Source organism: Streptomyces orinoci (assembly GCF_003121295.1).
Classification (GTDB): Bacteria; Actinomycetota; Actinomycetes; order Streptomycetales; family Streptomycetaceae; genus Streptomyces; species Streptomyces orinoci.
This window is the reverse complement of sequence record NZ_PHNC01000031.1, coordinates 136697-158091: the sequence shown is the minus strand read 5'-3', so window position 1 is coordinate 158091 and position 21395 is coordinate 136697. Positions and strand designations below refer to the sequence as shown.

Below are 21395 nucleotides of genomic sequence, written 5' to 3'. Positions count from 1 at the left end.
CCGCCCAGGCCATGTGCCGAAGCACAGGGCTCGTCCCGCCCCGTTGTGCCCCGGCACAACAAGTGCCCCGGCCGGACACGGCTTTGTAGCCTGCCGGTCATGTGCCGCACTCCGTCCCCGCCTGCCCGAATAGCGCCCGTGGCGGCCCTGTTGCTGGAACGGGCCGCCGAACTCGGCGACCGGATGGCCGCCCGTATCGCCGCCGAGGTGCCCTACTACGGCAGTCAAGTCCATGTGTCCGCCGAGGAGTTGCGGGCCTCCTGCCGCCGTAACGCGGCCCTGGTCCTGGGGCAGCTGGCGGGCGGGCAGGACGCCGCCGAGCAGGCGGTGGCGCGGGACACCGGCCGGCAGCGGGCCCGTCAGGGGACGCCGCTGGGCGAGCTGCTGCACGCCTACCGGATCGGTTCCGGGCTGCTGTGGGCCGAACTGGCCGACGCCTTCCGCGATGCCGAGGACGTCACCGCCGAGACCATCGCCGCCCTGGCCGCCTGGTGGGTGCAGGAAGGGCTGGCCGCGGCGGCCGGCGAGGCCTACCGGGAGGCCGCCTCGGAACTGCTGCTGCAACGCGAGCGGGAACGGTCGGTGCTGGTGGAGGCGCTGTTCTCGGGGCTGCTCACCGACCGCACCACGCTCTGGGAGGCGGCCGGGGCGCTGGGGCTGCCGGCCGGGGGGCCGTTTGTGGTGGTGGCCGCCGAGGTGCCCGCGCCGGGCCGGGAGGCGCTGCCCGGCATCGAGGCCCGGCTGCTGGCCGACCGCGCCCGCTCGGCCTGGCGGCTGCTGCCCGACCTCCAGGTCGGGCTGGTGGCGGTCCCCGACGGGGGCGGTGAGGAGACGATCCTGCGGGTGCTCTCCCGGGCCGCGGCCGGCCGGGTCGGCGTCAGCCCGCCGTACCGTCCGCTCCAGGACACACCCCGGGCGCTGCGCCTGGCCCGGCTGGCCCTGGCCGGGCTGCGCGGCCGGGCGGCGGGCGTGGCCCGCTTCGCCGACAGCCCGGTTGACCTGCTGGTGGCGGCCGCCCCGGAGGAGTCCGGGCGGGTGGCCCGCTCGGTCTTCGCCCGGCTCCTGGACCTGCCATCCGGGGAACGGGCCCGGCTGCTGGACACCCTGGAGCACTGGTTCGCCGCCGCGGGCTCCACGGCCCTGGCGGCGGGCTCCCTCTACTGCCACCGCAATACGGTCCGTTACCGCCTGCGCAAGGTGGAGGAACTGACCGGCCGTTCACTGCGTGACCCGGGCGCGGTGGCCGATCTCGCGGTGGGGCTACGGGCGTTGCGGGTGCTCGGTGAGCGCGGTGGGGCCGGGTGAACGGTGCTGGGGTGCTGCGGTTGTGCTGTCCGGTTCCGGCGAGAGGGCCCGGTGGCCGGGGGCTCGGCGCCGTCCGGTTCCGGTGAGACGGGCCGGTGGCCGGGGACTTGGCGCCGTCCGGACCGTAACGCCTGCTCTTTATGCTCTCCTTGCAGACGCGACTTCGATCGCGACTTCGATCACGAGAGGGAATCGGGCGCGATGGGCGGAATGTCACCGGTGCAGCCGCCGGTACCGCAGTGGGTCGGCCGGTACCGGGTGCTGCGCAAGCTGGGCGAGGGCGGCATGGGCCAGGTCTACCTCGCCCGGTCCGAGGGCGGGCGCACGGTGGCCGTGAAGGTGATCCGGCCGGAGGTCGCGCATGAGCCCGAGTTCCGCCGCCGGTTCCGGCTGGAGGTGGAGGCGGCGCGCAAGGTCGGCGCGGCCTGGACGGCGCCGGTGCTGGACGCGGACACCGAAGCCGCCATCCCCTGGGTGGCCACCGGCTATGTTGCCGGGCCGTCTCTGCACACGGTGATCACCGAGGACTACGGTCCGCTGCCCGGGCACTCCGTGTGGGCCCTGGCGCACGGGCTGGCCCTGGCCCTGCGGGACATCCATGGCGCGGGCCTGGTGCACCGCGATCTCAAGCCCTCCAATGTGCTGGTCACCGTGGACGGGCCCCGGGTCATCGACTTCGGCATCGCCCGCGCCCTGCACCCGCTGCCGGACGGGCCCGCCACCCGCACCGGAGCGGTGCTCGGCTCGCCGGGCTTTATGTCCCCCGAGCAGGTGCGGGGCCGGCGCGTCACCAGTGCCTCCGATGTCTTCTGCTACGGGGCGGTGCTGGCGTTCGCGGCCACCGGGCGGACGCCTTTCGGTACGCCGGACAGCGGGCTGCACGCGCTGATGTTCCGGGTCGCGGAGGAGGAGCCGGACCTGACGGGGGTGGCGGACGGGCCCCTGCGCGAGCTGATGGCCCGCTGTCTGGCCAAGGACCCCGACGGACGGCCGGACGTCGCCGAACTGGTGGAGTACACCCGCCATGACGCGGCGGCCGCCGGGCCCTGGCTGCCCGGCGAGGTGCTCGCGGGGCTGGGCAGACAGGCGGCTCAGCTGCTGGATGTGGAGTCCCCGGCCGCGGGGCCGGGGCCCGCTGGCGGGGTGCGTTCCGGCGGGACGGTGCCCGCAGCTGGGGTCCCCGCTGCCGGGGTCCCCGTCGCGGAGGCGGCCGCGGCTGGGCGGGTTGCTGGGCGGGGGGGTGTGGTGGGGGCCGTGCCCGTTGCCGGGCCTGGGGGCGTGCCGGGGGCCGTGCCCGGAGCGGCTGCCATGCCCCGGCCCGGGTCCGGGCCCGGAGCAGTTGCCATGCCCGGGCCGGGGGCCGACCCCGGAGCGATGGCCATGGCCGTACCCGGAGCCGCCCCCCTGCCCGGCTTCGGACCGCCGCCGTCCGGGTCCGTGGTGCCGCGGGAGGAGGCCGACTTGACCGAGTCCCCGCGTGGCATGGCGATCGCCCTCCAGGCGCTGCTGGCCGCGCTGGCCCTGGTGATGCTCGGGTACCTCGCCCTCCAGGTCCGCCTGGTCCGTACGCTGACCCATGTCATCTCCACCGGGGCGGACTATCCCGGTGCCCAGGCCGACCGGGCCCAGTCCCGGTTCACCGCGCTGGAGCTGCTCGAAGGGCTGCTCATGGTGCCGGTGATCGTGATGTGGCTGCTCTGGTTCTGGCGGGTCCGTATCAACGCCGAAGTCTTCGAGCCCGCCCGGCAGCGCTACCGCCGGGGCTGGGCGCTCGGCGGCTGGTTCACGCCCGTCGCCAGTCTCTGGATACCCAAGCTGGTCACCGATGACATCTGGGCCGCCAGCGACCCCGACGGCCACAGCCCGCGGCGCGCCTCCCGGGCGGTGCTGAACGCCTGGTGGGTGTTCTGGGTGGTGGAGCTGATCTACGGGCTGCTCAGCCTCTCCGTCCCGGGCCAGGACGCCTGGTACGACACCGACGACCCCGCCGAGTCGAGGCTGCTGCTGGTCCCCGGGGTCATCGACAATCTGCTGATGATCGCGGCCTGCGGCTTCGCCCTCGCCGTGGTACGGCGCCTGACGGCGCTTCAGGTGCGGCGGCGGGCGGCGGCCGGCGCCCCTGCCCGCCGTCCGCGTTCGCGGTAGCCGCGCTCGCCTCTCGTACCGCGGTCGCGGTAGGTCAAGTGTCTGCGGGCGGGCGACGACAGGTCATGGGCGACAACGGCACGGTGGGCGGCAGGACTTCGCACCGTCTGGAAGGGACCGCCTGTGAGCGACGCATGCCCGGCCACCGCCACCCAGCCCGTGACACGGACCTGCCCGTTCGACCCGCCGCCGGAGTACCGGGCGTTCCGGGAGGAGGCCCCGGTCGCCCGGGTGACCTTCCCGGACGGGGCGGCCGGCTGGCTGGTCACCCGGTACGCGGACATCCGGACGGTGCTCTCCGATCCACGGTTCAGCTCCCGGCGGCGCATGCTGCGGGCGAGCATCCCGCTGGAGGAGGGCGCGGTGCCGCCGCCCGCACCCGGGTGGTTCATTTTGATGGACGCGCCGGAGCACACCCGGTTCCGCCGGCTGCTCACCGGCCGGTTCACCGTGCGCCGGATGCGGGAGCTGGCCCCCGCCGTGGAGCGGATCGTCGCCGAGCGGCTGGACGCCATGGCCGCCGCCGGAGGCCCGGCCGACCTGGTCCAGGACTTTGCGCTGCCGATCCCCTCCCTGGTGATCTGTGAACTGCTGGGCGTGCCGTATGAGGACGACGAATATGTCGCCGAGGCCATCCGCGCCGGCGCGAGCGGTTTCCTGGGCAAGGGCATCAACCCCGGTGAACTGCTGGACGCCATACGGCTGGTGGCCGCGGGCGACGCGCTGTTGTCGCCGGCCGCGACCAAGGCCCTGATCGCCCGTTTCCTGTCCCAGCCCGCCGTCCCCGACCCCGAGAAGGTGCCGCTCCTGGCCGCCCTCACACCGCGGGAACGGGAGGTGGTCACCCTGGTCGCCACCGGTCTGTCCAATGACGAGATCGCCGCGCGGCTGCATGTCACACCGCTGACCGCCAAGACCCATGTCAACCGCGCAATGGTCAAACTGGGCGCCCGCGACCGGGCGCAACTCGTCGTCATCGCCTACCGGACGGGGCTGGCCCGCGTCGGAGCGGAATGATCTCCAGCACCCCCATCGGAGACGGTGCCGTGGGGACGGCCCCACTGCCGGACCGGGGGCCTGGCGGGGGGCCGGACGGTCACGCCTCTCCGGGCGCGGTCCCAACGGTGTCCGCCGGCATTCGGTATTCGGACGGCACCGGGCCGTTGGAGTGGGGCGAGTATCCATCGTTCTCGCAGCCATGGGCGAGCTTCTCGGCCTGGTCGTCGGCGTGCATTCCCTCGGCTTTCCGTGGGTCGCCCGCGAGGAACCGTGCGGCAAGGGACTGCGCTTGCCGCACGGGATCGGCGTTTATGACCGGCAGTGTGCCGCTGAAGGTCTCGACGCAGACGAGCCTGCCGTCCGCGTCCACCTCGGTGGAGGAGAAGCGGATGCAGACATGGTCGTGGCAGTTCGTCCATATGTCGTCGATCCCGCACGACCAGCGTTCGAGCCATGAGGTGTGGGAGCGCAGGGTGTCCCCCAGCAGCCGGGCGACTGTCTGGGCCGGCCACTCCCAGCCGAAGTCGCATGCCGCGCGCTCCAGTTCGGCGTCGTACTGCTCGGCGTCGAACCGGGACTCGGGAATGGGGCGGGCATCTTCGGTCTCGACCTGCCAGGTCCAGAGCACCGTGTCGCCGTCGCGCCGTATGGTCAGCATTACGGCGCCGTGGCAGCCGCAGTCCTGATCGGCGAGCTGTACCCGGTGCGGCTGTTCGCGCGCCGTCAACGGGCCTTCGGGGACCAGCCAAAGCCGGGGATCACCGCACACCGGTTGGTGCTCCGCGAACTCAAAGGCGTCCTCGAGCAGGTCCACGCCATCGATCAGCGGCCTGATCTGGATGTCCTCCCAAGGGTCCGCCGGGAAACCGGAGTTGATGATGCGGATCCGCAGCCGGTGCCGGGCGGGCGCCGGCGACTCGGAGGGTAAGGGGGCGGGTGACGAGGTCATAAGCGGGCGTCGGCTTTCGGTGTGTGCCGGTATGTACCGGCAAGTTTCAGCATGGGCAGGGGAGGGACGGAAACGGTGCGTCATGCGCGGTGCGACGCGGCGCGTCATGCGCTCCGACTGCCGCCGTCCTGCTCGCCGTTGACCGGGCCTTGGCGCAGCCCCCAGGCGACCAGGGAGCCCACCGCGAGCATGCTGAGGCAGCCGCCCAGGATGACCAGCGCGCCCGCACCGTTCCGGCGCACGACCTCCACGTGGAAGGCCAGCCAGGGCAGTGCCGACAAGGCCAGACCGGTGGCGTGGGCCATCGGCGTGGCCGAGCGGGCACCTTCGACGGCCAGCAGCACGGAGAGCACCAGCAGCGGCAGCACATAGCCGGCGAAGGCATAGGGCGAACCCAGGTCTCCCGACAGCAGCAGCGCCAGCGGGGGAAGCAGGACGAGGGCGGTGAAGGCGGCCATTCGCCCGCGTTGGCCGCGTCCGACCGGCGGGGTGTCGGGCGGGCAGCCGAGCGCCAGGGCCAGGGCGATGGCGAGCGCCACCGGACGGCTGTGGTCCTCGAGCCGGTAGATGCCGTGTACGGCCCACAGGGCCTGCAGGCCCAGGACGCCGAGGAGCATCAGCCAACGCGCGGCGCGCCAGCGTCCGCCCACTGCGGCGAGGCCGGCCACCGCCAGGACCAGGTCCCCGGCCATCCGCAGCGCCAGCGGGATGCCATGGGGCAGGTGTGGCGGCAGGGACGGCCGCGTCAGCAGCAACACATACTGGGCCAGGCCGAGTACGGCGGGTATCGCTGCCCCGAGCACGGCGTATGGAGCGGCCGCGGCCAGCATCCGGCCGCCGGAGTGGTCCGAGGCCAGCCGGAGCCGCAGGCGCAGGGCATGGCTCGCCAAGTCGGCTTCCTCGCGCCAGCGTTCGGACCGCGGCGCGCTCGCGGTGGACTCGGCGAAGTGGTCGGCTATCTCCGCGCCATGCGCGGTGCGGTAGGCGCGGGGGTAGAGCGCCAGGGCCCTGGGGCGCGGATTCACGCGGTCGCCCCCTTCGGCGCCGGTCCGAAGCCGGGCCGGGCGGCGATGCCCAGCCGGCGCCGGGCCTCGCGGGCCGTGGCGTACAGCCGCTCGGCCTCGTTGGCCAGGCGTACCCGCCCATCGCCGGTGAGGGTGTAGATACGCCGCGTCCGGCCATCGACGATCTCCTCGCGGTAGACCTCGATCAGCCCCTCGCCGACCAGCCGGTCAAGGGCGGCGTACAGGGTGCCGGCCCGAAGCCGCACCCGGCCGCCGGAGATGGCGAGGACTTCCTGAGTGATCGCGTACCCATGCCGTGGCTGGTCGCTCAGGGCGGTCAGGAGCAGCAATGTCGGCTCCTGCATGGGGCGTTGAGTCATGTGATCAATATATACCGGTCGTCGATATATGCAGCAATGGTTTTCCACGGGCTGGTCGGCCATGGAGCGCCGCAGTTCCGGGCGGCAGACGGAGCCGGTTCCGGCTGGGCGTGACGCTTGGTGCGACTTACGGTGCAGCATGAGTGACTCCTGGGACACCATCGCCGACTGGTACGCGGCACTGCTGCGGGCCGGCTCCGCGATGCACGACTTCAACCGTGAGGTTCTGCTTGAGCACCTCCCCGAGGAGCTCGGCGGCCATCGTGTTCTCGACCTCGGCTGCGGTGAAGGCATCATTGCCCGCGCAGTGGCCAAGCGCGGGGCCTCGGTTGTGGGCATCGACCCCTCACCGCGCATGATCGAACACGCGAGGGCCGCAGGGGCAGCGCGGCCCGGCACAGTGATCTACTCGGTTGACGACGGATGCGTACTGAGCACGGTCGCCGCCGACTCGGTGGATTGGGTGACTGCCGGGCTGTCCCTGAACAACGTTCCCGACCTCGAGGCCGCGCTCCTGGCCGTACGGCGCGTGCTGACGGTGGGGGGGCTCGCTCGTCCTCACCATCCCGCACCCCTGCTTCGAAGCGCCGCACGCCACTTGGACGCGGACCGCCGATGGCGCCGCCCGTCGGGTCGTCGGCGACTACCTCGCCGAAGGGTTCTGGCGCTCGGACAACCCTGAGGGCGCCCGCCGGGCCGGCAACCAACACCGAACGCTGTCCACGTACTTGACGTCCTTGCTCCGCCACGGTTTCGTCCTGGAAGCCATCACCGAGCCGATCCCGAATGCCGGACTCGCGGCCGCACAACCACAACGGGCCGGGCTGCCGCCGTTCCTCGCCATCCGGGCGCGTTGAACGGCACGTCGAGTGCAGTGGTGAGGTAGCCCAAGTCGGGCTCCCCTCGCGCCCTTCGCCACGTTCCTCCGCTGAGCGGTCGGCAGCGCCATCCGGGCCCGCCGCCGGACCACTTCACCGTGTGGAACTACTCCTGGTCGAAGGCCCAGACGAGCACCACTTGCTCCTCTTCCGGTTCCGGGATGCCGCCGGCACGGCGGTGAGTCGCTCGTGCCGCTGCGTTGTCCTCGTCCGTGATGTCCACATGCCGTAGCAACTCCGCTGCCGCGCCATGTCGGCAAGCGCCATCACCAGGGCCCGCCCAACGCCGCGCCCGCGGAACGGCTCGTCCACGCCCAGCTGGATCGACCCGACCGCAGGCGAAGTGCCTTCCCTTGACTACGCCCGCGTTGGACCCCTGAGCGAGGACTCGCGGCACCCCCGCACATCAACGTCATCATCCCGGCGCGCGTGCGTACTTGGCGAGCGGAGCGGCCGCACGCCGCCGGGGCCACGACTGACCGCCTTGTCCGGTCGGCCGGTCAGGCGGCCGGAACCAGTCAGGCAGCCGCGTCCGCCGACAGGCCGCGGGCCGCGATCAGATGGGTGGTGCCGCCGGCCAGAAGGTAGAACATGCCCACCACCGCCGCTCGTCCGGCGGCGACCTGTTCGGCCAGGATCTGGGACCGCTCAAGCAGCAGGTCCACGGTGCGCCGGACGTGCATGGCGACGAGGTCGCGGTCCTTGTGCAGGCCGGCGGCGCGTGCGGCCAGCACACTGGGGGTCACCCGGTCGATCACGTCCCGTACGTACCCCTCCCCGGCGGTACCTTCCTCCACCGTGGCCCGGGCAGCGGCTACGGCGCCACATTCGTCATGGCCGAGGACCACCACCAGCGGACAGCCCAGCACCCTCACCCCGAACTCGATGCTGCCCAGGTCCTCCGCCCCCACCACGTGGCCCAGCGTGCGCACCACGAACAGGTCTCCCAGCCCCCGGTCGAAGATGATCTCGGCGGCCAGCCGGGAATCGGAGCAGCCGAACAGCACCGCGAAGGGACGCTGACCAGGCGCCGTCTCGGCCCGGCGGGCGGCGTCCTGATTCGGGTGGTGCGGGGTGCCCGAGGCGAACCGGTGGTTGCCGGCCAGCAGCATCTCGAAGGCTTGCCCGGGAGTCGGCATCGCGGCGTCCGCCATAACCGCAAACTATGGCGGAAATGCGGCTTTCGCCACCCGGGTCCGTGCGGGCCCGGGCACCGGCGCCACGATCGCCGGCACGGCACCGGCAGTGGCCGCAGGGTGGGTCGCGTACGGCCGCAGGTGTATCCGGGCGCCGTCCCGGGTGTGGGAAAGAGCTACACCGTGCCGGCCGAGGGGGCAGCGCCGCGGCAACCGGGGGACGGACGGTGGCGGCCGGGCTGCCCGACGCATCGGAGTACGCCGGCGGACTGCGCGCGGGAGCGAGCTGGTGGTGCTGCCGACCGGCACCGTGTACGGCGTCGGCGCCGATGCCTTCGATCGCGAGGCGGTCGCCGGGGTGCGGCGTCCCGAGGGCCGGGGCCGCCCCATGCCCTCGCCCGTGCTTGTCGGTTCCCCCGACGCCCGGTGCGGTGTCGTCCTCGATCGTGGACATCACCGGCGACGTTCCGCTGCTGCGGCGCAAGGGCACGCTCCGCATCGAACAGCTCCGCAAGGCCATCCCCGCCCTCCAGCGGCCCTGAGCCTGGCTCCGGCCGGGTGCCGGACCGCGACGGCAGCGTGGCCGCGAGCCCTGATGGCCGGCAGTCCGACCCCACTGTGCAGTGGGCCGGGCCGGGACGTACGGTGCGGTCATGACCAACGTCTCAACGCCGACCCCGGACGAAGCTCTGCGGATACTGCTGGACGGTAACCAGCGCTTCCTCTCCGGGGCGCCGCAGCACCCCAACCAGGACGCCGCACGCCGCGCCGAGACCGCACCGGTCCAGAAGCCGTTCGCCGTGCTGTTCGGCTGCTCCGACTCCCGGCTGGCCGCCGAGATCATCTTCGACCGCGGGCTGGGAGACCTGTTCGTGGTCCGCACCGCCGGTCATGTGATGGGCCCGGAGGTGCTGGGGAGCATCGAGTACGGGGTGAGTGTGCTGGACTGCCCCCTGGTCGTGGTCCTCGGGCACGATGCGTGCGGCGCGGTCGGCGCCACCCGCGCCGCCCTGGAGGAAGGCGTCAGCGCCGGCGGATTTGTGCGCGACGTCATCGAACGCGTCACCCCCAGCGTGCTCGCCGCCCGCGCCGCCGGCCTCACCGCCGATGAGGACATCATCGCCGAGCACACTCGGCACACCGTCGATCTGCTGCTGGACCGCTCCCGGGTGCTCGCCGAACGCGTCGCCGACGGCAAGGCCGCCGTGGTGGGCCTGACTTACCGCCTCGCCGACGGCAGCGCCCACCCCGTCTCCGCCCGCGGCATCGACACCCCCGCCACCTCCGCATCCTGACCCTGTGGACGCCCTGGCATGGGCAACGGTCGGGCCGAGGAGGACGGATGACGCAGTCGGGGCCCGCGGAACGCCGCGCCCCGGCGCGGCACGGATCACGCCGACCGGAACCGACCGTACGGGCTGTCGGTGACGGCGCGTCTGCGGGCCGTCGGCTGCCCGACCGCTACGGATGTGGTCCGCCCAGCGCCATGTCGGCAGGGGAAGAGTCCACTCTTCCCCGATCCTGTCGTCGCCGCGCCATCTCCACGCCCAGGTCTTACGAGGTGATGACGTGCTGCGCGCACCGCCACGGCGCGGCCGGGACCGGCCTTAGCGTCGAAATATGCGCGTACTTGTCACAGGAGGGGCGGGCTTCATCGGCTCGCACATTGTTGCCGCCCTGCTCGAGCGGGGACACGACCCCGTCGTCCTCGACGCCCTGCTGCCGGCCGTCCATCCGGTGCGGCCGACTCTGCCGGAGGGCGTTGCCTGCCTCGAGGCGGATGTACGGAACCCCGCCGAAGTCGCCCGGGCGTTGGGCGGCGTCGATGCGGTCTGCCACCAGGCCGCGATGGTCGGACTCGGCAAGGACTTCGCGGACACGCCTGCCTATGTGAGCTGCAACGACCATGGCACCGCAGTGCTGTTGGCCGCGATGGCGGAGGCGGGGGTGGACCGTCTTGTGCTGGCGGGGTCCATGGTGGTCTACGGCGAGGGCCGTTACGACTGCCCGGAGCACGGTCCCGTGCGCCCAGGTCCCCGGCGGGCCGGGGATCTGGCGGCCCGCCGCTTCGAGCCCCGGTGCCCGCACTGCGGCGGAGAGCTCGTGCCCGGCCTGGTGAGCGAGGACGCCGCCATGGACCCGCGCAACGTGTATGCGGTGACCAAGCTGGCCCAGGAACACCTGGCGCGGTCCTGGGCCCGGGCGACGGGCGGCCGTGCGGTGTCGCTGCGGTACCACAACGTCTACGGGCCCGGCATGCCGCGCGACACCCCGTACGCCGGCGTCGCGTCGTTCTTCCGCTCCGCCCTGGCGCGCGGCGAGGCGCCGCGGGTCTTCGAAGACGGGCGGCAGCGCAGGGACTTCGTCCATGTCCGCGATGTGGCCATGGCCAACGTCCTGGCCCTGGAAGCGCTCGGCTCGCACGCGGCGGGCGGCTTCGAGGCGTTCAACTGCGGCAGCGACGCGCCACGCACGATCGGGGAGATGGCCCGGGTGCTCAGTGCGGCATGCGGGGGTCCCGAACCCGTGGTCACCGGCGAGTACCGGTTGGGCGATGTCCGGCACATCACGGCGACGTCGCGTCGGCTGCGTCAGGCGCTCGGCTGGCAGCCGCGGGTGGGCTTCGAGGAGGGCATGACGGAGTTCGCGTGTGCTCCCCAGCGGCGCCTGAGCCATCCCGTGAGCACTGCGGCGCCGGCCACACAGTAGGCCGCCGTTCCCAGGAGGTTGGGGTCGGCGACGGCCCGGCCCCCGATGTACTTGGCCGCCCCCGCCATCGCGACGGTGAGCCATTCCCAGCGCCCGTCGAGCGCCACCAGGGCGACGAGGAGGAGCGCATACCAGGAGTAGCCGGGGGTGGTGAGGAGGAAAGCGGCGCCCGTCACCAGGAGGCCGCCCCGCCACGGCCGTTCCGGGTCGCCGCGCCACAGCACGTACGCCACCGCCGAGGCCATGACGGCCAGGACCGCGGGCTGGGCCCAGGAGGGCGGGAGGACGAGCCGGAGAAGGGCGTAGCGGTTCTTGACGGTCGGGTCGTCGTATCCCTCTTCCTGGGCGTAGCCGCCGAGGTAGCCGAGGACCGAGCCGTGCGAGACCAGGAGATAGGGCAGGTAGGCGAGGGCGGTGACCGCTGCCGCCGGCAGCAGGAGGGTGAGGGCCCGCCGGAGCGTGCCTCGTGAGCCGCCGAGGGCGCCGGGGAGGACGACGGCGGGCAGGAGCTTGGTGGCGATGCCCGCGCCGATCAGGCTGCCGCCGCGGGTCGGGCGTGCACAGGCCGCCGTCAGGCCCGCGACGGTGAAGAGCGCGGTGAGCGCGTCGATATGGGCGTTGTTGACCGCCTCGAAGGCGATCGCGGGCGACCAGGCCCAGTAGGCGGCCCAGTGGGCGCGGCCGCGGCGGCGCAGGGCGGCGAGCAGGAGGGCGGAGACGGCAACGGACAGGATGGCTCCGCCCACTTGGAACGGTTTGTGGCGTGCCCCGGGTGGTGAGAGGTAGTGGACGAGCAGGAAGTACCCCTCGGCAATGGGTGGGTAGATCGTGTGTACGGCAGGGCGGTTGATGCGTGTGCAGGCTGCCGCACCCGACTGCTGGGCTGCCGCCGGGGCGACCGTGAACCGCTCGGGGCGTGCGCACTCCGCGCCCCGGGGGAACAGCCAGTCGTCGCGCAGCCGGGCCAGGGCCGGGTCGCCGGGTGCGTGGTCGTACGGGGAGATGCCCGCGGCCTGCACCCGGCCGTCCCATGCGTAGCGGTACATGTCGGAGCTGGTGCGAGGTTCGGCGGCCAGCCCGCTCACCGCCACCGCCATGGACCCGGCCAGCACCAGGGGGGCGACATGGCGGGCCGGTACCCGTCGCAGTGTCCATGCGGCCACGCCGAACAGCGCCCAGGCCGCCGCGTACCAGCCGGTGAGGGCGGCGGGGTCGGTCACATAGGTGTCGCCATGGACGGCCGTCGCGAGAACCGTGGTGAGTGCGGTGAGGGATGCGACGGTGACGGCTGTGGCGGCAATGGGGCGGCGGGGCAGGGTGATCACATGCTCAGCCTGGCACCGGGGCGGGGGGATGCGGGGCCGCCCGGCGGTGATGTCCGCGTTCCGTAAGGTCTTCGGGCCGGTCTCGGCCCGCCGCCCGGGGTGTGATGGAGGGCATGAGGTATTCCCCACGCTTCCCCGTGCTCAAGTCCCCCTCGTTCACGGGCCGGTTGCACGATGCGCGTACGGCCACCGCCGTGGGCCGCCTGCTCGGGACGGCGCTGACCGTCTGCTTTGTGACCGGGCTGGTCAGTCATGTGCTGCAGCACCCGCCGGCGGTGTTCGCGAACGCCTTGCCCAGCCGCCCGGCGTGGGGGTACCGGGTCACCCAGGGGCTGCACGTGGCGAGTGGCATTGCGGCGATTCCCCTGCTGCTGGTGAAGTTGTGGACGGTCTATCCGCGGCTCTTCGTCCGGCCGCCGGTGCGTTCGGTGCCGCATGCCCTGGAGCGGCTGTCGGTCGCGGTGCTGGTGGCCTCGGCGCTCTTCGAACTGTTCTCGGGGCTGTTCAACACCGCGCAGTGGTACCCATGGCCGTTCTCGTTCGTCCCCGTGCATTTTGCCGTCGGCTGGCTGCTGTTCGGCTCCCTGCTGCTGCATGTGGCCGTCAAGTACCCGCAGATCACGGCGTATTGGCGGCGGCGGTCGGCCGGGACGGCCGCCCTGCCGGCCGAGGACGCCGTCGATCGCCGGGCGCTGCTGGTTGCCACGGGCGCCGCCGTCGGGGCGGTGACGCTGACCACGGCCGGCCAGTCGTTCACCCCGCTTGCGGGCCTCGATCTGCTCGCTCCCCGCCACCCCGGTCATGGCGAGCAGGGCCTGCCGGTCAACCGCACCGCGGCCCGTGCCGGGATCACCGCGCAGGCGCTGCGGGGCTGGCGGCTGTACGTCGGCGGCCCTCAGCCGTATGAGCTCACCCTGGACGAGCTGCGTGCCATGCCGCAGCGGGAGGTGACGCTGCCCATCGCCTGTGTGGAGGGGTGGAGCAAGTCGGCCCGCTGGACCGGGGTTTGCGTGCGCGACCTGCTGGACCGGGCCGGTGCTCCGGAGGGTGCTCTGGTCCGGGTGACCTCCCTGCAGCAGCACGGTGCCTACCGGGTCATGATCATGCCCCATACCTACGCCCGCGATCCCCTCACGCTCCTGGCCCTGCGCCTCAACGGCGAGGTGCTCTCGCCCGACCACGGCTTTCCGGCGCGGATCATCGCCCCGAACCGGCCCGGCGTCCTGCAGACCAAGTGGGTTGCCCGGATGGAGGCGCTGTGATGCGCGTGGCCCGTGTCGTCCTCGGGGTCTGCGGGGTCGCGTTCATCGCCGTGGGCGTGTGGGTTCTGGGCCGGGGAGCCGAGGATCCGGGGCAGGTCGCGCGCTGGGTGGTGGGCCCGCTGATCGTGCACGACGCGGTCATGGCCCCGTTGACGCTGCTGGTGGGCCTTGTCGTCGCCCGGCTCCCCGCCCGGCGCGCGGTTCGCGGCGGCCTGCTCGTCGCCGCGAGCCTGACGGCGGTGGCCTGCCCGGTCCTCTTCCGGCCCGGCCCGCTGCCGAATCCGTCGGTGCTGCCGTTGTCCTATGCGCGGAACTGGCTGCTCGCGCTCGGGCTCGTCGCCGCGACGACACTCGTGGCCGCCCTCGCAGGTGCCCGGGCCCGACGCCGGGACCGAACGGGCAGGAAATGACGGTGCGTTGAGCCGCGCGGCACACACACGTGGGGGCGTTCCGGTGGCCGGAAAGCCCCCACGGCTCAGGTGCGGTGGCGCAGGGCGACGAAGACCCGCCCGGAGGCGGTCCACTGCTCGGCCGTGCGCCACCCGGCCGCGCTCGCGTGGCGCGTCAGGGCGGATGCCCCGACGCGGGCCCAGGGGAACACCGGACCGGACCGGCCCCGGCCGTCGTCGATGCACACCAGCAGGCGTTCATCGACCTCCGCCTCGGCGGCCTCCGCCAGGAGGAGCCCCCCGGGCGCCACGATGCGGGCGACGCGGGCGAGCAGCGCCCGGGGGTCGCCGCCGATGCCGATGTTGCCGTCGAGGAGGAGTGCCGTGCCCCAACGCCCCTCGCTGGGCAGGGCCTCGAAGACGGACCGGCACAGTGCGGCGCCGCCTGCCCGCCGGGTGCGGGTGACGGCCGCCCGGCTGATGTCCACCCCGAGCACGGGATGGCCACGCTCCGCCAGCGCGACGACGAGCCTGCCGGGGCCGCAGCCGATGTCGACGACGGGGCCTTGGCACCGCTCGAGCACCGTCATATCGGCGGGGACGGCTTCGGCGCACCACCGCTCGACCTCCAGGGGCAGCAGCCAGCCGTCGGTCCGGCGCAGGAAGAGGGGGCCGCGCCCGGTCCGCACCGCATCGGCATAGGGATCGCCGTGCCAGGGGGCCGGGATCGGGGTGCGGGTCGTCAGCTCACCGGTCGGCACGGACACCCCCCTTCTGACCGGTGGTCCGCCGCCTTGCGATGCGGCTGTGGACCTGCGCGAAGCGGCCGCCAGGCGTCGTTGTCGCCACCTCGGCCGCGTCGGCGGCGGTATCGACGTCGAGCAGCTCGGGCAGGTCCCGGACCCTGAGCCCTGCGGCCACCAGCCGGTGCCGCTGCACGGCACCGGTCCGGGCGGTGGACATGGGGACGCCGCGCAGCAGGGCGGGCCGTGGTTCTGCCAGGCCCAGGGCCCAGAACCCGCCGTCACGGGCAGGGCCGAACCAGGCGTCGCACTCCGCCCAGCCGCCCGCCCCGAGGGCGGGGGCCAGCAGACGCGGCGTGAGATGCGGGGTGTCCATTCCGACGAGCAGGGCCGGGCCCGTGCAGTCGGCGAACGCGGCGGCCAGCCGTTCGTCGAGGCCGCCCGCGCACTGCGGGACGACCTCGAAGCCGGGCGGCAGCCAGGGGCCGGGCCGGCCGTCGAGGACGAGGACGCGGCGCCGGGCAGGCATGGCCCGTACCGCCCACAGGGTGTCGGCCAGCGCCGCCTCGGCCAGGGTTGCCGCCTCGGCGGGCGTGTACGGCGGGGTGAGCCGGGTCTTGACCCGGCCGGGCACGGGCTCCTTGGCGACGACGAGCAGCGTGGTGGGGCCGGCCGGTGCCGGGCCCGGCCGGCCGGGAGGGGGCACCGTCACCGTGCTGCCCCCTCCCGGACCACGGCGGGCGCCCGGAGCACGGCCCGCATGTCCCGCACCGCACGCCATGTCCCGCGCCAGGTACCGGTCACCTTCGAGGCGCCGGTCCGGGGCAGGTAGGGGACGTCCGTCTCGGCCACCCGCCACCCGGCATCGGCGGCACGCACCACCATCTCCAGGGGGTAGCCGCTGCGGCGGTCGGTCAGACCGAGGCCCAGCAGCATCGTCCGGCGTGCCACGCGCATCGGCCCCAGGTCGTGCAGCGGCAGGCCGGTGCGCCGCCGGACCATACGGGCCAGGGCCAGGTTGCCGGCGCGGGCGTGGGGCGGCCAGGCACCCGCCCCTTGCGGACGGCGCCGGCCCAGCACCAGATCGGCGGTGCCGTCCCGGACCACTGCGAGGAGAGCGGGCAGCAGACCGGGGTCGAGTGAGGCATCGCAGTCGCAGAAGCACACGAAGTCGGCGGTGGCGGCGAGCAGTCCGGCGTGGCAGGCGGCGCCGAAGCCGCGGCGCGGCTCATGGACGACGGTGGCGCCCAGCGAGCGGGCCAGGTCCGCCGAGCCATCGGTGGAGCCGTTGTCGACGACGACGGCCCGCCAGCCCGCGGGCACCCGTTGGAGCACCCAGGGCAGAGCGGCCGCCTCGTCGAGACACGGCAGTACGACATCCGCGGAGGGGGTGGTGGAGTGAGTCACACCACTCACCCTACGAAGAGAATTCGGACATCTCGGACACAAGGTCCTTACAAAACAAGGACGTTGCCCCCCGGGGCGGCAGCGCGCCGCGCCGGCGGGCTCCGGGCAGTGCGAGGCTTGACGGCATGCCCACCGAAGTCCCCGCGCGCGTGCTGGTCGTCGACGACGACCCGACCGTCTCCGAAGTCGTCGCCGGCTACCTCGGCCGGGCCGGCTTCGCGGTCGAGCGGGCCGCCGACGGCCCGACCGCGCTCCGCCTCGCCGCCGACGTCCGCCCCGACCTCGTCCTGCTCGACCTGATGCTGCCCGGCATGGACGGCCTCGAGGTCTGCCGCACCCTGCGCGCCGCCGGGCCCGTGCCCGTCATCATGCTGACCGCCCGCGGCGACGAGGAGGACCGCATCCTCGGCCTGGAGGTCGGCGCGGACGACTACGTCACCAAGCCCTTCAGCCCCCGCGAACTGGTTCTGCGCGCCGAGGCCGTGCTGCGCCGGGCCCGCGCCCTGTCCGCCGCTCCGGCACCGGCACCGCCGCTGCGTGCCGCCGGACTCGTCCTGGACCCGGTGGCCCGCCTCGCCGGCAGGGACGGTACCGAACTCGCCCTCACCGTCCGGGAATTCGATCTCCTCGCCCATCTGATGCGCCATCCCGGCCGTGCGTTCGGCCGCGAGCAGCTGATGCGGGAGGTCTGGGGATGGGAGTTCGGCGACCTGTCCACCGTCACCGTGCACGTACGGCGGCTGCGCGCCAAGATCGAGGACGACCCCGCCCGGCCCCGGCTGATCCACACGGTCTGGGGGGTCGGCTACCGCTTCGACGCAGCCGGTACGGACGTCACCCGGACCCCGGAGGCCGGGGACGATGCGTGACGTCCTGCTGATCGCGCTGTATGCGCTCGCCGGTGCGGCCGCCGCCGGTGCGCTCGGCGCCCTCGCACTGTGGCGGCTGCGGCACCGCTCCGTCGCCGTGTCCCTCACGGTGGTGGCCGCGGTGTCGGTGACGGCGATGTTCGCCGGCACGCTCAGCGTGGCCCGGGCGATGTTCCTCTCCCCCCACGACCTGACCGTGGTCACCATGGTGTGCGCCATGGCCGCCGTGGTGTCGCTGGCCGCCGCGCTGCTGCTCGGCCGCTGGGTCGTCGCCCGCAGCAAAGCCCTGACCGTGGCCGCCCGCGACTTCGGCCACAGCGGCAGCTTCGCCGCCCCCGACGGCGACGCCACAGCCGAACTCACTGCCCTCGGCCGCGAGTTGGCGGCGACCAGTGCCAAGCTCGAGGAGTCCCGGGCACGGGAACGCGCCCTTGACGCCTCGCGGCGCGAACTGGTCGCCTGGATCTCGCACGACCTGCGCACCCCGCTGGCCGGGCTGCGCGCCATGGCCGAGGCCCTGGAGGACGGCGTGGCCGAGGAGCCGCAGCGGTACCTCCGGCAGATCCGGGCCGAGAGCGACCGGCTCGACGCGATGGTCGGCGACCTCTTCGAACTCTCCCGCATCCACGCGGGCGTTCTGCCGCTCAGCCCGAGCCGCATGTCGGTCTACGACCTGGTGGACGACGCCCTCACCGGGGCGGAGCCACTCGCCCGGGAACACGGCGTCCGCCTGGTCGGGGATCGCGTGGACGCGGCGCCCGTGGAGGTCGATGGCAAGGAGATGACCCGGGTGCTGGGCAACCTCCTCGTCAACGCCATCCGCCGCACCCCCGCCGACGGCACGGTCGCCATCGCCGCCCGGCAGGAGCCGGGCACCGTCGTCCTCTCCGTCACCGACGCCTGCGGCGGCATCCCCGAGGACGACCTGCCCCGGGTCTTCGACACCGGCTGGCGGGGCTCCGAGGCCCGTACGCCCCCGGCCGGCGCAGGCCTCGGCCTGGCCATCGTGCGCGGCATCGTCGAGGCCCACGCCGGCCGCGTCACCGTCTGCAACGTCCCCGGCGGCTGCCGCTTCGAGGTCTCCCTGCCGACGGCACCGTGACGCCTACGGCGCCATCTCGTACGCGCCCGACAGCGCCTCGACGCGTTCCCGGCCCCGTGCCGAGCGGGCCGCGCCGACGACCGGGCGGCGGACCGCGCCGAGGGCCCAGGTCTGCTGCTCCTCGGTGGCGGAGTCCTTGCCGTGCAGGCGGAACGGCACTCGGCGAAACGACGACGATGTCTGTCTCGTTGTGATCCCTCGGCACAGTGGGGTGGTGTTCGGCTACGGCCCGATGCGGCCCGAAGAACAGGCTGCCCTGCGGCGGCCCGATGTCACGCTCGAACCCCTCGCGGTCCGGGTCACCGTCGCGGAGCCCGAGCTGTGCACCGGCCGCCGGGTCCAGGGCGACACCAAGTCAGCGGCCGACAAGCGCACCATCTACCTGCCTGCCTTTCTCTCCATAGAGGTCAAGCGGCATCTCGACTGGTTCGCAGAGAAGGACCCGAACGGGCTGCTGTTCGTGGGAGAGCGGGGCGCCTCCATCCGCCGCTCGACTTTCGGCCGCAAGTGGCGGAAGGCCAGGGCCAAGGTCGGGCTGCCGGACGGCTTCCGCTTCTACGACCTCCGCCATACCGGCCACACGCTGTCCACCCAGTCCGGTGCCACGCTCAAGGACACGATGGTCCGGGCCGGGCAGTCCTCGGAGAAGACCGCACTGATCTACCAGCACTCCGACGGCGAGCGGCAGCAAGAGGTCGCGGAGGGCATCGATGCGAGGGGCCGCGCCGCACGCCAGAAGGCAGCAGCCCGGCAGCCGGTAGCAACAGAGGCATGAACGAGAAGGCGGGAGCGATGTGTCATTCCCGCCTTCTCTCGTACCTGCTGATGTCGTGGCATGACGGTGCAGTGGCCGCGGTCACTCTGGGCCGACCTCCAGCTGTACTCCTCCCGGAGCGTGATGGACGCGGGTGTGGATCAGGCACTCGGCCGCGACGCCGTCGGCGAGGGTGGTCAGGGTGCGGTGGGCTCGTAGGCCCTTGCCACGCCCCTCGGTCACCTTGCCCTCCAGCCGGACGATGTTGACACCGACTGCGCGGAAGGTGCTGGAGCTGTCGTAGACGATGATCGAGGTGTGGCCGTCGGCGTATTGGACGACCTCTCTTCCCGTGGGGTTGTCATTGACCGCAATGCAGGACGCGGCCGGGGAGAAGCCTTCGAAGGTTCCGGTGGCCGGGAGGTCCTGACCGGGTCGGCCGGAGCAGGAGTAGCGGGCCCGGGCGTGGATGCGGGTCGGCTGTGGCAGCAGGCCGAGGCTCGGGCTGGAGTAACCGTCCTCGCGGCCGGTACAGATGGCGCCGTTGGCGTCGTCGTGGGCGGATGAAGCAGGAGCGCAGATCAGGGCTGAGCCGGTCAAGGCCGCCGAGCACAGAGCCACCGTGACACCACGCGTACCGAACATACGTCTCCCCCCAGGGGCCCTGGGCGCCGGATGCGTCACCGGCGTCCCGTTTGTTCGGACGCTGGCTACCCGGGAGGACGTGCTGTCCCACCGCCTGGCGGCCGTCTGCGGAAGCGTGCCCGAGTCTCAGCGCCGCAGCGCGTGCGCGAGGGCGCGCGGGGTCTGCACCACCGGGCGTGGGCGGCCTCACGCGCTTTGGACGATGGGGTGACTTGGGTCAGCCTCCGGTGGTGAGGCCTGTGATGAACCGGCGGGTGCGGCCGCTGCGGACGGGGCTGACGCCGTGGATGAGCTGAGCTCCGTAGACGACGGCGGTTCCGGCTCCGGCCGGGGTGGTCCACGGGTTTCCGCGGACGGTGTGGATCCAGGCCGTGTCCGGCTCGTCCCGGGACACCCTGTCGTGCGGAGCGATACGGGCGAAGCGCATGCCTGCCGCGAACCCGGGAGCCTGGATGTCCGCGTAGTGCGGATCCCACACTTCGTCGCTGGATGTCGTCTCGAAGAAGAATTCGCCGCCCAGCACTGCCTCCTCCACGGCGACCTGGATCCGGGCGACGTGCCCGCGCTCGACCATCGGATCGGCGGCGACGCCGTCCATGTGCCGGGTGGCGCCCTCGCCGGCCTCGAACTGGATGAACTGCCAGGGCGAGCACCCGGTCGCGGATGGGAACGTGCGCTGGATCTCCGGCAGATGCTGGTGCAGCGCTGCGGTGAGGACCTGTTGCACCTCGTCCGGTATCTCGGTCAGCTCCTGGCCAACATAGGCCGGGTGCCAGTCTGTTCGCTTGATGTGGTTGTCGATCGCCTGGCTGAGGTGGGTGACTTCCACTGCGGTCAAGAACTCGTCCACAGTGTCCACAGCGAGCGTCTCGGTCAGGGTGATCACGGTTCGCGCCTCCCTCGGTCACGCGGTGATCGGAGCAGTTGCCCTGCGCACCCTCTCAGCGCGCATCGTCCTGCCGCAGTCGCACGGTGACAAGGGACGAGGTTGCCCAACTGGCAGGGGCAGTTCCGTGTAGGCGAGCAGGCGGTCGGTTTGAGGGAGCAAACAAGCCCTGGGCAGGGCGTTCCCGCGACTTGGGGCACGCAGCGGGCACGCCGCCCCGCAACAGGTCTGGACAACAGACAACCCCAGGTCGCCTGACCTGGGGTTTCTTTGAAGAGCGGGCGACGAGAATCGAACTCGCGCTCTAAGCTTGGGAATCAACCGGTGTCGAATGGCCGAGAGAGCTCCTGACCTGCGGAAATGCTTCTCGCTCTGCGTCTCGGGTGAGGCGTGTCGGAGCCGGTGATGACGGCTGTTCACCCCTCCGAATGGCACGTTGTGGCACGGAGCCGTGGGGTGGCCGATTGGGCCTTCGGGATGACCGGACCGGCCACAGGCGAGCGCGTGC

The 21395-nt window shown here is 72.9% G+C and carries 21 protein-coding genes and 3 pseudogenes; 12 read left to right on the top strand and 12 right to left on the bottom strand.

The genetic code is table 11. The features are described from left to right. The first annotated feature begins 99 nt into the window (after positions 1-99). The 3 genes from CV755_RS22735 (at position 100) to CV755_RS22725 (ending at position 4467) form a co-directional block, all read left to right on the top strand. A complete protein-coding gene (locus CV755_RS22735; protein WP_109282147.1) occupies positions 100-1305 on the top strand; it encodes a PucR family transcriptional regulator in 1206 nt (401 codons plus the stop codon). Positions 1306-1515: 210 nt separating this feature from the next. Next, complete coding sequence (locus CV755_RS22730) at positions 1516-3450, top strand: protein kinase domain-containing protein (RefSeq protein WP_109283458.1); 1935 nt, start codon at positions 1516-1518, stop codon at positions 3448-3450. 396 nt (positions 3451-3846) lie between these two features. Beyond that, positions 3847-4467: a LuxR C-terminal-related transcriptional regulator gene (locus CV755_RS22725; RefSeq protein WP_109283457.1), complete on the top strand. Its 621-nt coding sequence runs from the start codon at positions 3847-3849 to the stop codon at positions 4465-4467. A 79-nt stretch (positions 4468-4546) separates the two neighbouring features. On the opposite strand, the gene CV755_RS22720 is transcribed toward CV755_RS22725, so the two are convergent. The 3 genes from CV755_RS22720 to CV755_RS22710 all read right to left on the bottom strand — a co-directional run bounded on the left by CV755_RS22720 (position 4547) and on the right by CV755_RS22710 (position 6782). Continuing rightward, a complete protein-coding gene (locus CV755_RS22720; RefSeq protein ID WP_109282146.1) occupies positions 4547-5398 on the bottom strand; it encodes a hypothetical protein in 852 nt (283 codons plus the stop codon). Between the two features lie 104 nt (positions 5399-5502). Next, a complete protein-coding gene (locus CV755_RS22715; protein WP_109282145.1) occupies positions 5503-6423 on the bottom strand; it encodes a hypothetical protein in 921 nt (306 codons plus the stop codon). After that, positions 6420-6782: a PadR family transcriptional regulator gene (locus CV755_RS22710; protein ID WP_109282144.1), complete on the bottom strand. Its 363-nt coding sequence runs from the start codon at positions 6780-6782 to the stop codon at positions 6420-6422. The genes CV755_RS22715 and CV755_RS22710 overlap by 4 nt, the downstream gene beginning before the upstream one ends. A 139-nt stretch (positions 6783-6921) precedes the next feature. Here CV755_RS22710 and CV755_RS22705 point away from each other — a divergent pair, with 139 nt between their 5' ends. Further along, positions 6922-7464: a class I SAM-dependent methyltransferase gene (locus tag CV755_RS22705; RefSeq protein WP_161968731.1), complete on the top strand. Its 543-nt coding sequence runs from the start codon at positions 6922-6924 to the stop codon at positions 7462-7464. Positions 7465-7927: 463 nt separating this feature from the next. Here CV755_RS22705 and CV755_RS36300 read toward each other — a convergent pair. Both CV755_RS36300 and CV755_RS22695 read right to left on the bottom strand, forming a co-directional pair. Further along, positions 7928-7972 (bottom strand): annotated as a pseudogene (locus CV755_RS36300) (hypothetical protein); the annotation flags it as partial. Between the two features lie 206 nt (positions 7973-8178). Further along, complete coding sequence (locus CV755_RS22695) at positions 8179-8814, bottom strand: carbonic anhydrase (RefSeq protein ID WP_109282142.1); 636 nt, start codon at positions 8812-8814, stop codon at positions 8179-8181. On the opposite strand from CV755_RS22695, the pseudogene CV755_RS37225 reads away from it, so the two are divergent. From CV755_RS37225 to CV755_RS22680, 3 genes and pseudogenes are all read left to right on the top strand, one after another. Further along, a pseudogene (locus tag CV755_RS37225) lies at positions 8735-9169 on the top strand (hypothetical protein); the annotation flags it as partial. The gene CV755_RS22695 and the pseudogene CV755_RS37225 sit on opposite strands and share 80 nt — an antisense overlap. 280 nt (positions 9170-9449) lie before the next feature. Next, positions 9450-10091, top strand: coding sequence for a carbonic anhydrase (locus tag CV755_RS22685; protein ID WP_109282141.1), 642 nt, complete (start codon positions 9450-9452; stop codon positions 10089-10091). 325 nt (positions 10092-10416) lie between these two features. Next, the gene (locus tag CV755_RS22680; RefSeq protein WP_109282140.1) at positions 10417-11505 is read left to right on the top strand and encodes an NAD-dependent epimerase/dehydratase family protein; all 1089 of its coding nucleotides are present in this window, start codon (positions 10417-10419) and stop codon (positions 11503-11505) included. On the opposite strand, the gene CV755_RS22675 is transcribed toward CV755_RS22680, so the two are convergent. Then, entirely contained in the window at positions 11388-12830 is a 1443-nt protein-coding gene (locus CV755_RS22675) for a glycosyltransferase family 87 protein (protein WP_338323679.1), read from the bottom strand. The two genes, CV755_RS22680 and CV755_RS22675, sit on opposite strands and share 118 nt — an antisense overlap. 113 nt (positions 12831-12943) lie before the next feature. Here CV755_RS22675 and CV755_RS22670 point away from each other — a divergent pair, with 113 nt between their 5' ends. Both CV755_RS22670 and CV755_RS22665 read left to right on the top strand, forming a co-directional pair. After that, positions 12944-14092, top strand: a complete 1149-nt coding sequence (locus CV755_RS22670) for a molybdopterin-dependent oxidoreductase (protein ID WP_422070584.1) — start codon at positions 12944-12946, stop codon at positions 14090-14092. Continuing rightward, positions 14092-14502 (top strand): hypothetical protein, encoded by a 411-nt coding sequence (locus tag CV755_RS22665; protein WP_109282138.1) that lies wholly within the window; start codon positions 14092-14094, stop codon positions 14500-14502. The genes CV755_RS22670 and CV755_RS22665 overlap by 1 nt, the downstream gene beginning before the upstream one ends. 65 nt (positions 14503-14567) lie before the next feature. On the opposite strand, the gene CV755_RS22660 is transcribed toward CV755_RS22665, so the two are convergent. The 3 genes from CV755_RS22660 to CV755_RS22650 are packed head-to-tail and all read right to left on the bottom strand — an operon-like array spanning position 14568 to position 16640. Continuing rightward, positions 14568-15227, bottom strand: coding sequence for a class I SAM-dependent methyltransferase (locus CV755_RS22660; protein WP_109283455.1), 660 nt, complete (start codon positions 15225-15227; stop codon positions 14568-14570). A 1-nt stretch (position 15228) separates the two neighbouring features. Beyond that, positions 15229-15936: a TIGR04282 family arsenosugar biosynthesis glycosyltransferase gene (locus CV755_RS22655; RefSeq protein ID WP_241561358.1), complete on the bottom strand. Its 708-nt coding sequence runs from the start codon at positions 15934-15936 to the stop codon at positions 15229-15231. Further along, positions 15933-16640 carry a glycosyltransferase family 2 protein gene (locus CV755_RS22650; protein ID WP_109282136.1) on the bottom strand — a complete coding sequence of 236 codons (708 nt, stop codon included), beginning with the start codon at positions 16638-16640 and terminating at the stop codon, positions 15933-15935. Before CV755_RS22650 ends, CV755_RS22655 begins: the two co-directional genes overlap by 4 nt. 116 nt (positions 16641-16756) lie before the next feature. Here CV755_RS22650 and CV755_RS22645 point away from each other — a divergent pair, with 116 nt between their 5' ends. Next, positions 16757-17500 carry a response regulator transcription factor gene (locus CV755_RS22645; RefSeq protein ID WP_109282135.1) on the top strand — a complete coding sequence of 248 codons (744 nt, stop codon included), beginning with the start codon at positions 16757-16759 and terminating at the stop codon, positions 17498-17500. Beyond that, positions 17493-18602 carry a sensor histidine kinase gene (locus CV755_RS22640; protein ID WP_109282134.1) on the top strand — a complete coding sequence of 370 codons (1110 nt, stop codon included), beginning with the start codon at positions 17493-17495 and terminating at the stop codon, positions 18600-18602. The genes CV755_RS22645 and CV755_RS22640 overlap by 8 nt, the downstream gene beginning before the upstream one ends. Positions 18603-18605: 3 nt before the next feature. Here CV755_RS22640 and CV755_RS34975 read toward each other — a convergent pair whose 3' ends face one another. Beyond that, positions 18606-18761, bottom strand: a complete 156-nt coding sequence (locus CV755_RS34975; RefSeq protein WP_162605217.1) for a hypothetical protein — start codon at positions 18759-18761, stop codon at positions 18606-18608. A gap of 61 nt (positions 18762-18822) precedes the next feature. Here CV755_RS34975 and CV755_RS22635 point away from each other — a divergent pair. Further along, positions 18823-19377 (top strand): annotated as a pseudogene (locus CV755_RS22635) (tyrosine-type recombinase/integrase); the annotation flags it as partial. Between the two features lie 81 nt (positions 19378-19458). Here CV755_RS22635 and CV755_RS22630 read toward each other — a convergent pair. Beyond that, positions 19459-19956 carry a hypothetical protein gene (locus CV755_RS22630; protein WP_161968730.1) on the bottom strand — a complete coding sequence of 166 codons (498 nt, stop codon included), beginning with the start codon at positions 19954-19956 and terminating at the stop codon, positions 19459-19461. Between the two features lie 262 nt (positions 19957-20218). Next, complete coding sequence (locus CV755_RS22625) at positions 20219-20887, bottom strand: hypothetical protein (protein ID WP_109282132.1); 669 nt, start codon at positions 20885-20887, stop codon at positions 20219-20221. Between the last annotated feature and the right edge of the window lie 508 nt (positions 20888-21395).

What these genes read in the sequence shown, in the direction of transcription:
- CV755_RS22720 (WP_109282146.1), bottom strand. Translation starts at nt 5,398, where the DNA reads ATGACCTCGTCACCCGCCCCCTTACCCTCCGAGTCGCCGGCGCCCGCC.
- CV755_RS22730 (WP_109283458.1), top strand. Translation starts at nt 1,516, where the DNA reads ATGTCACCGGTGCAGCCGCCGGTACCGCAGTGGGTCGGCCGGTACCGG.
- CV755_RS22680 (WP_109282140.1), top strand. Translation starts at nt 10,417, where the DNA reads ATGCGCGTACTTGTCACAGGAGGGGCGGGCTTCATCGGCTCGCACATT.
- CV755_RS22725 (WP_109283457.1), top strand. Translation starts at nt 3,847, where the DNA reads ATGGACGCGCCGGAGCACACCCGGTTCCGCCGGCTGCTCACCGGCCGG.
- CV755_RS22645 (WP_109282135.1), top strand. Translation starts at nt 16,757, where the DNA reads ATGCCCACCGAAGTCCCCGCGCGCGTGCTGGTCGTCGACGACGACCCG.
- CV755_RS22685 (WP_109282141.1), top strand. Translation starts at nt 9,450, where the DNA reads ATGACCAACGTCTCAACGCCGACCCCGGACGAAGCTCTGCGGATACTG.
- CV755_RS22705 (WP_161968731.1), top strand. Translation starts at nt 6,922, where the DNA reads ATGAGTGACTCCTGGGACACCATCGCCGACTGGTACGCGGCACTGCTG.
- CV755_RS22670 (WP_422070584.1), top strand. Translation starts at nt 12,944, where the DNA reads ATGAGGTATTCCCCACGCTTCCCCGTGCTCAAGTCCCCCTCGTTCACG.
- CV755_RS22695 (WP_109282142.1), bottom strand. Translation starts at nt 8,814, where the DNA reads ATGGCGGACGCCGCGATGCCGACTCCCGGGCAAGCCTTCGAGATGCTG.
- CV755_RS22710 (WP_109282144.1), bottom strand. Translation starts at nt 6,782, where the DNA reads ATGACTCAACGCCCCATGCAGGAGCCGACATTGCTGCTCCTGACCGCC.
- CV755_RS22665 (WP_109282138.1), top strand. Translation starts at nt 14,092, where the DNA reads ATGCGCGTGGCCCGTGTCGTCCTCGGGGTCTGCGGGGTCGCGTTCATC.
- CV755_RS22640 (WP_109282134.1), top strand. Translation starts at nt 17,493, where the DNA reads ATGCGTGACGTCCTGCTGATCGCGCTGTATGCGCTCGCCGGTGCGGCC.
- CV755_RS22735 (WP_109282147.1), top strand. Translation starts at nt 100, where the DNA reads ATGTGCCGCACTCCGTCCCCGCCTGCCCGAATAGCGCCCGTGGCGGCC.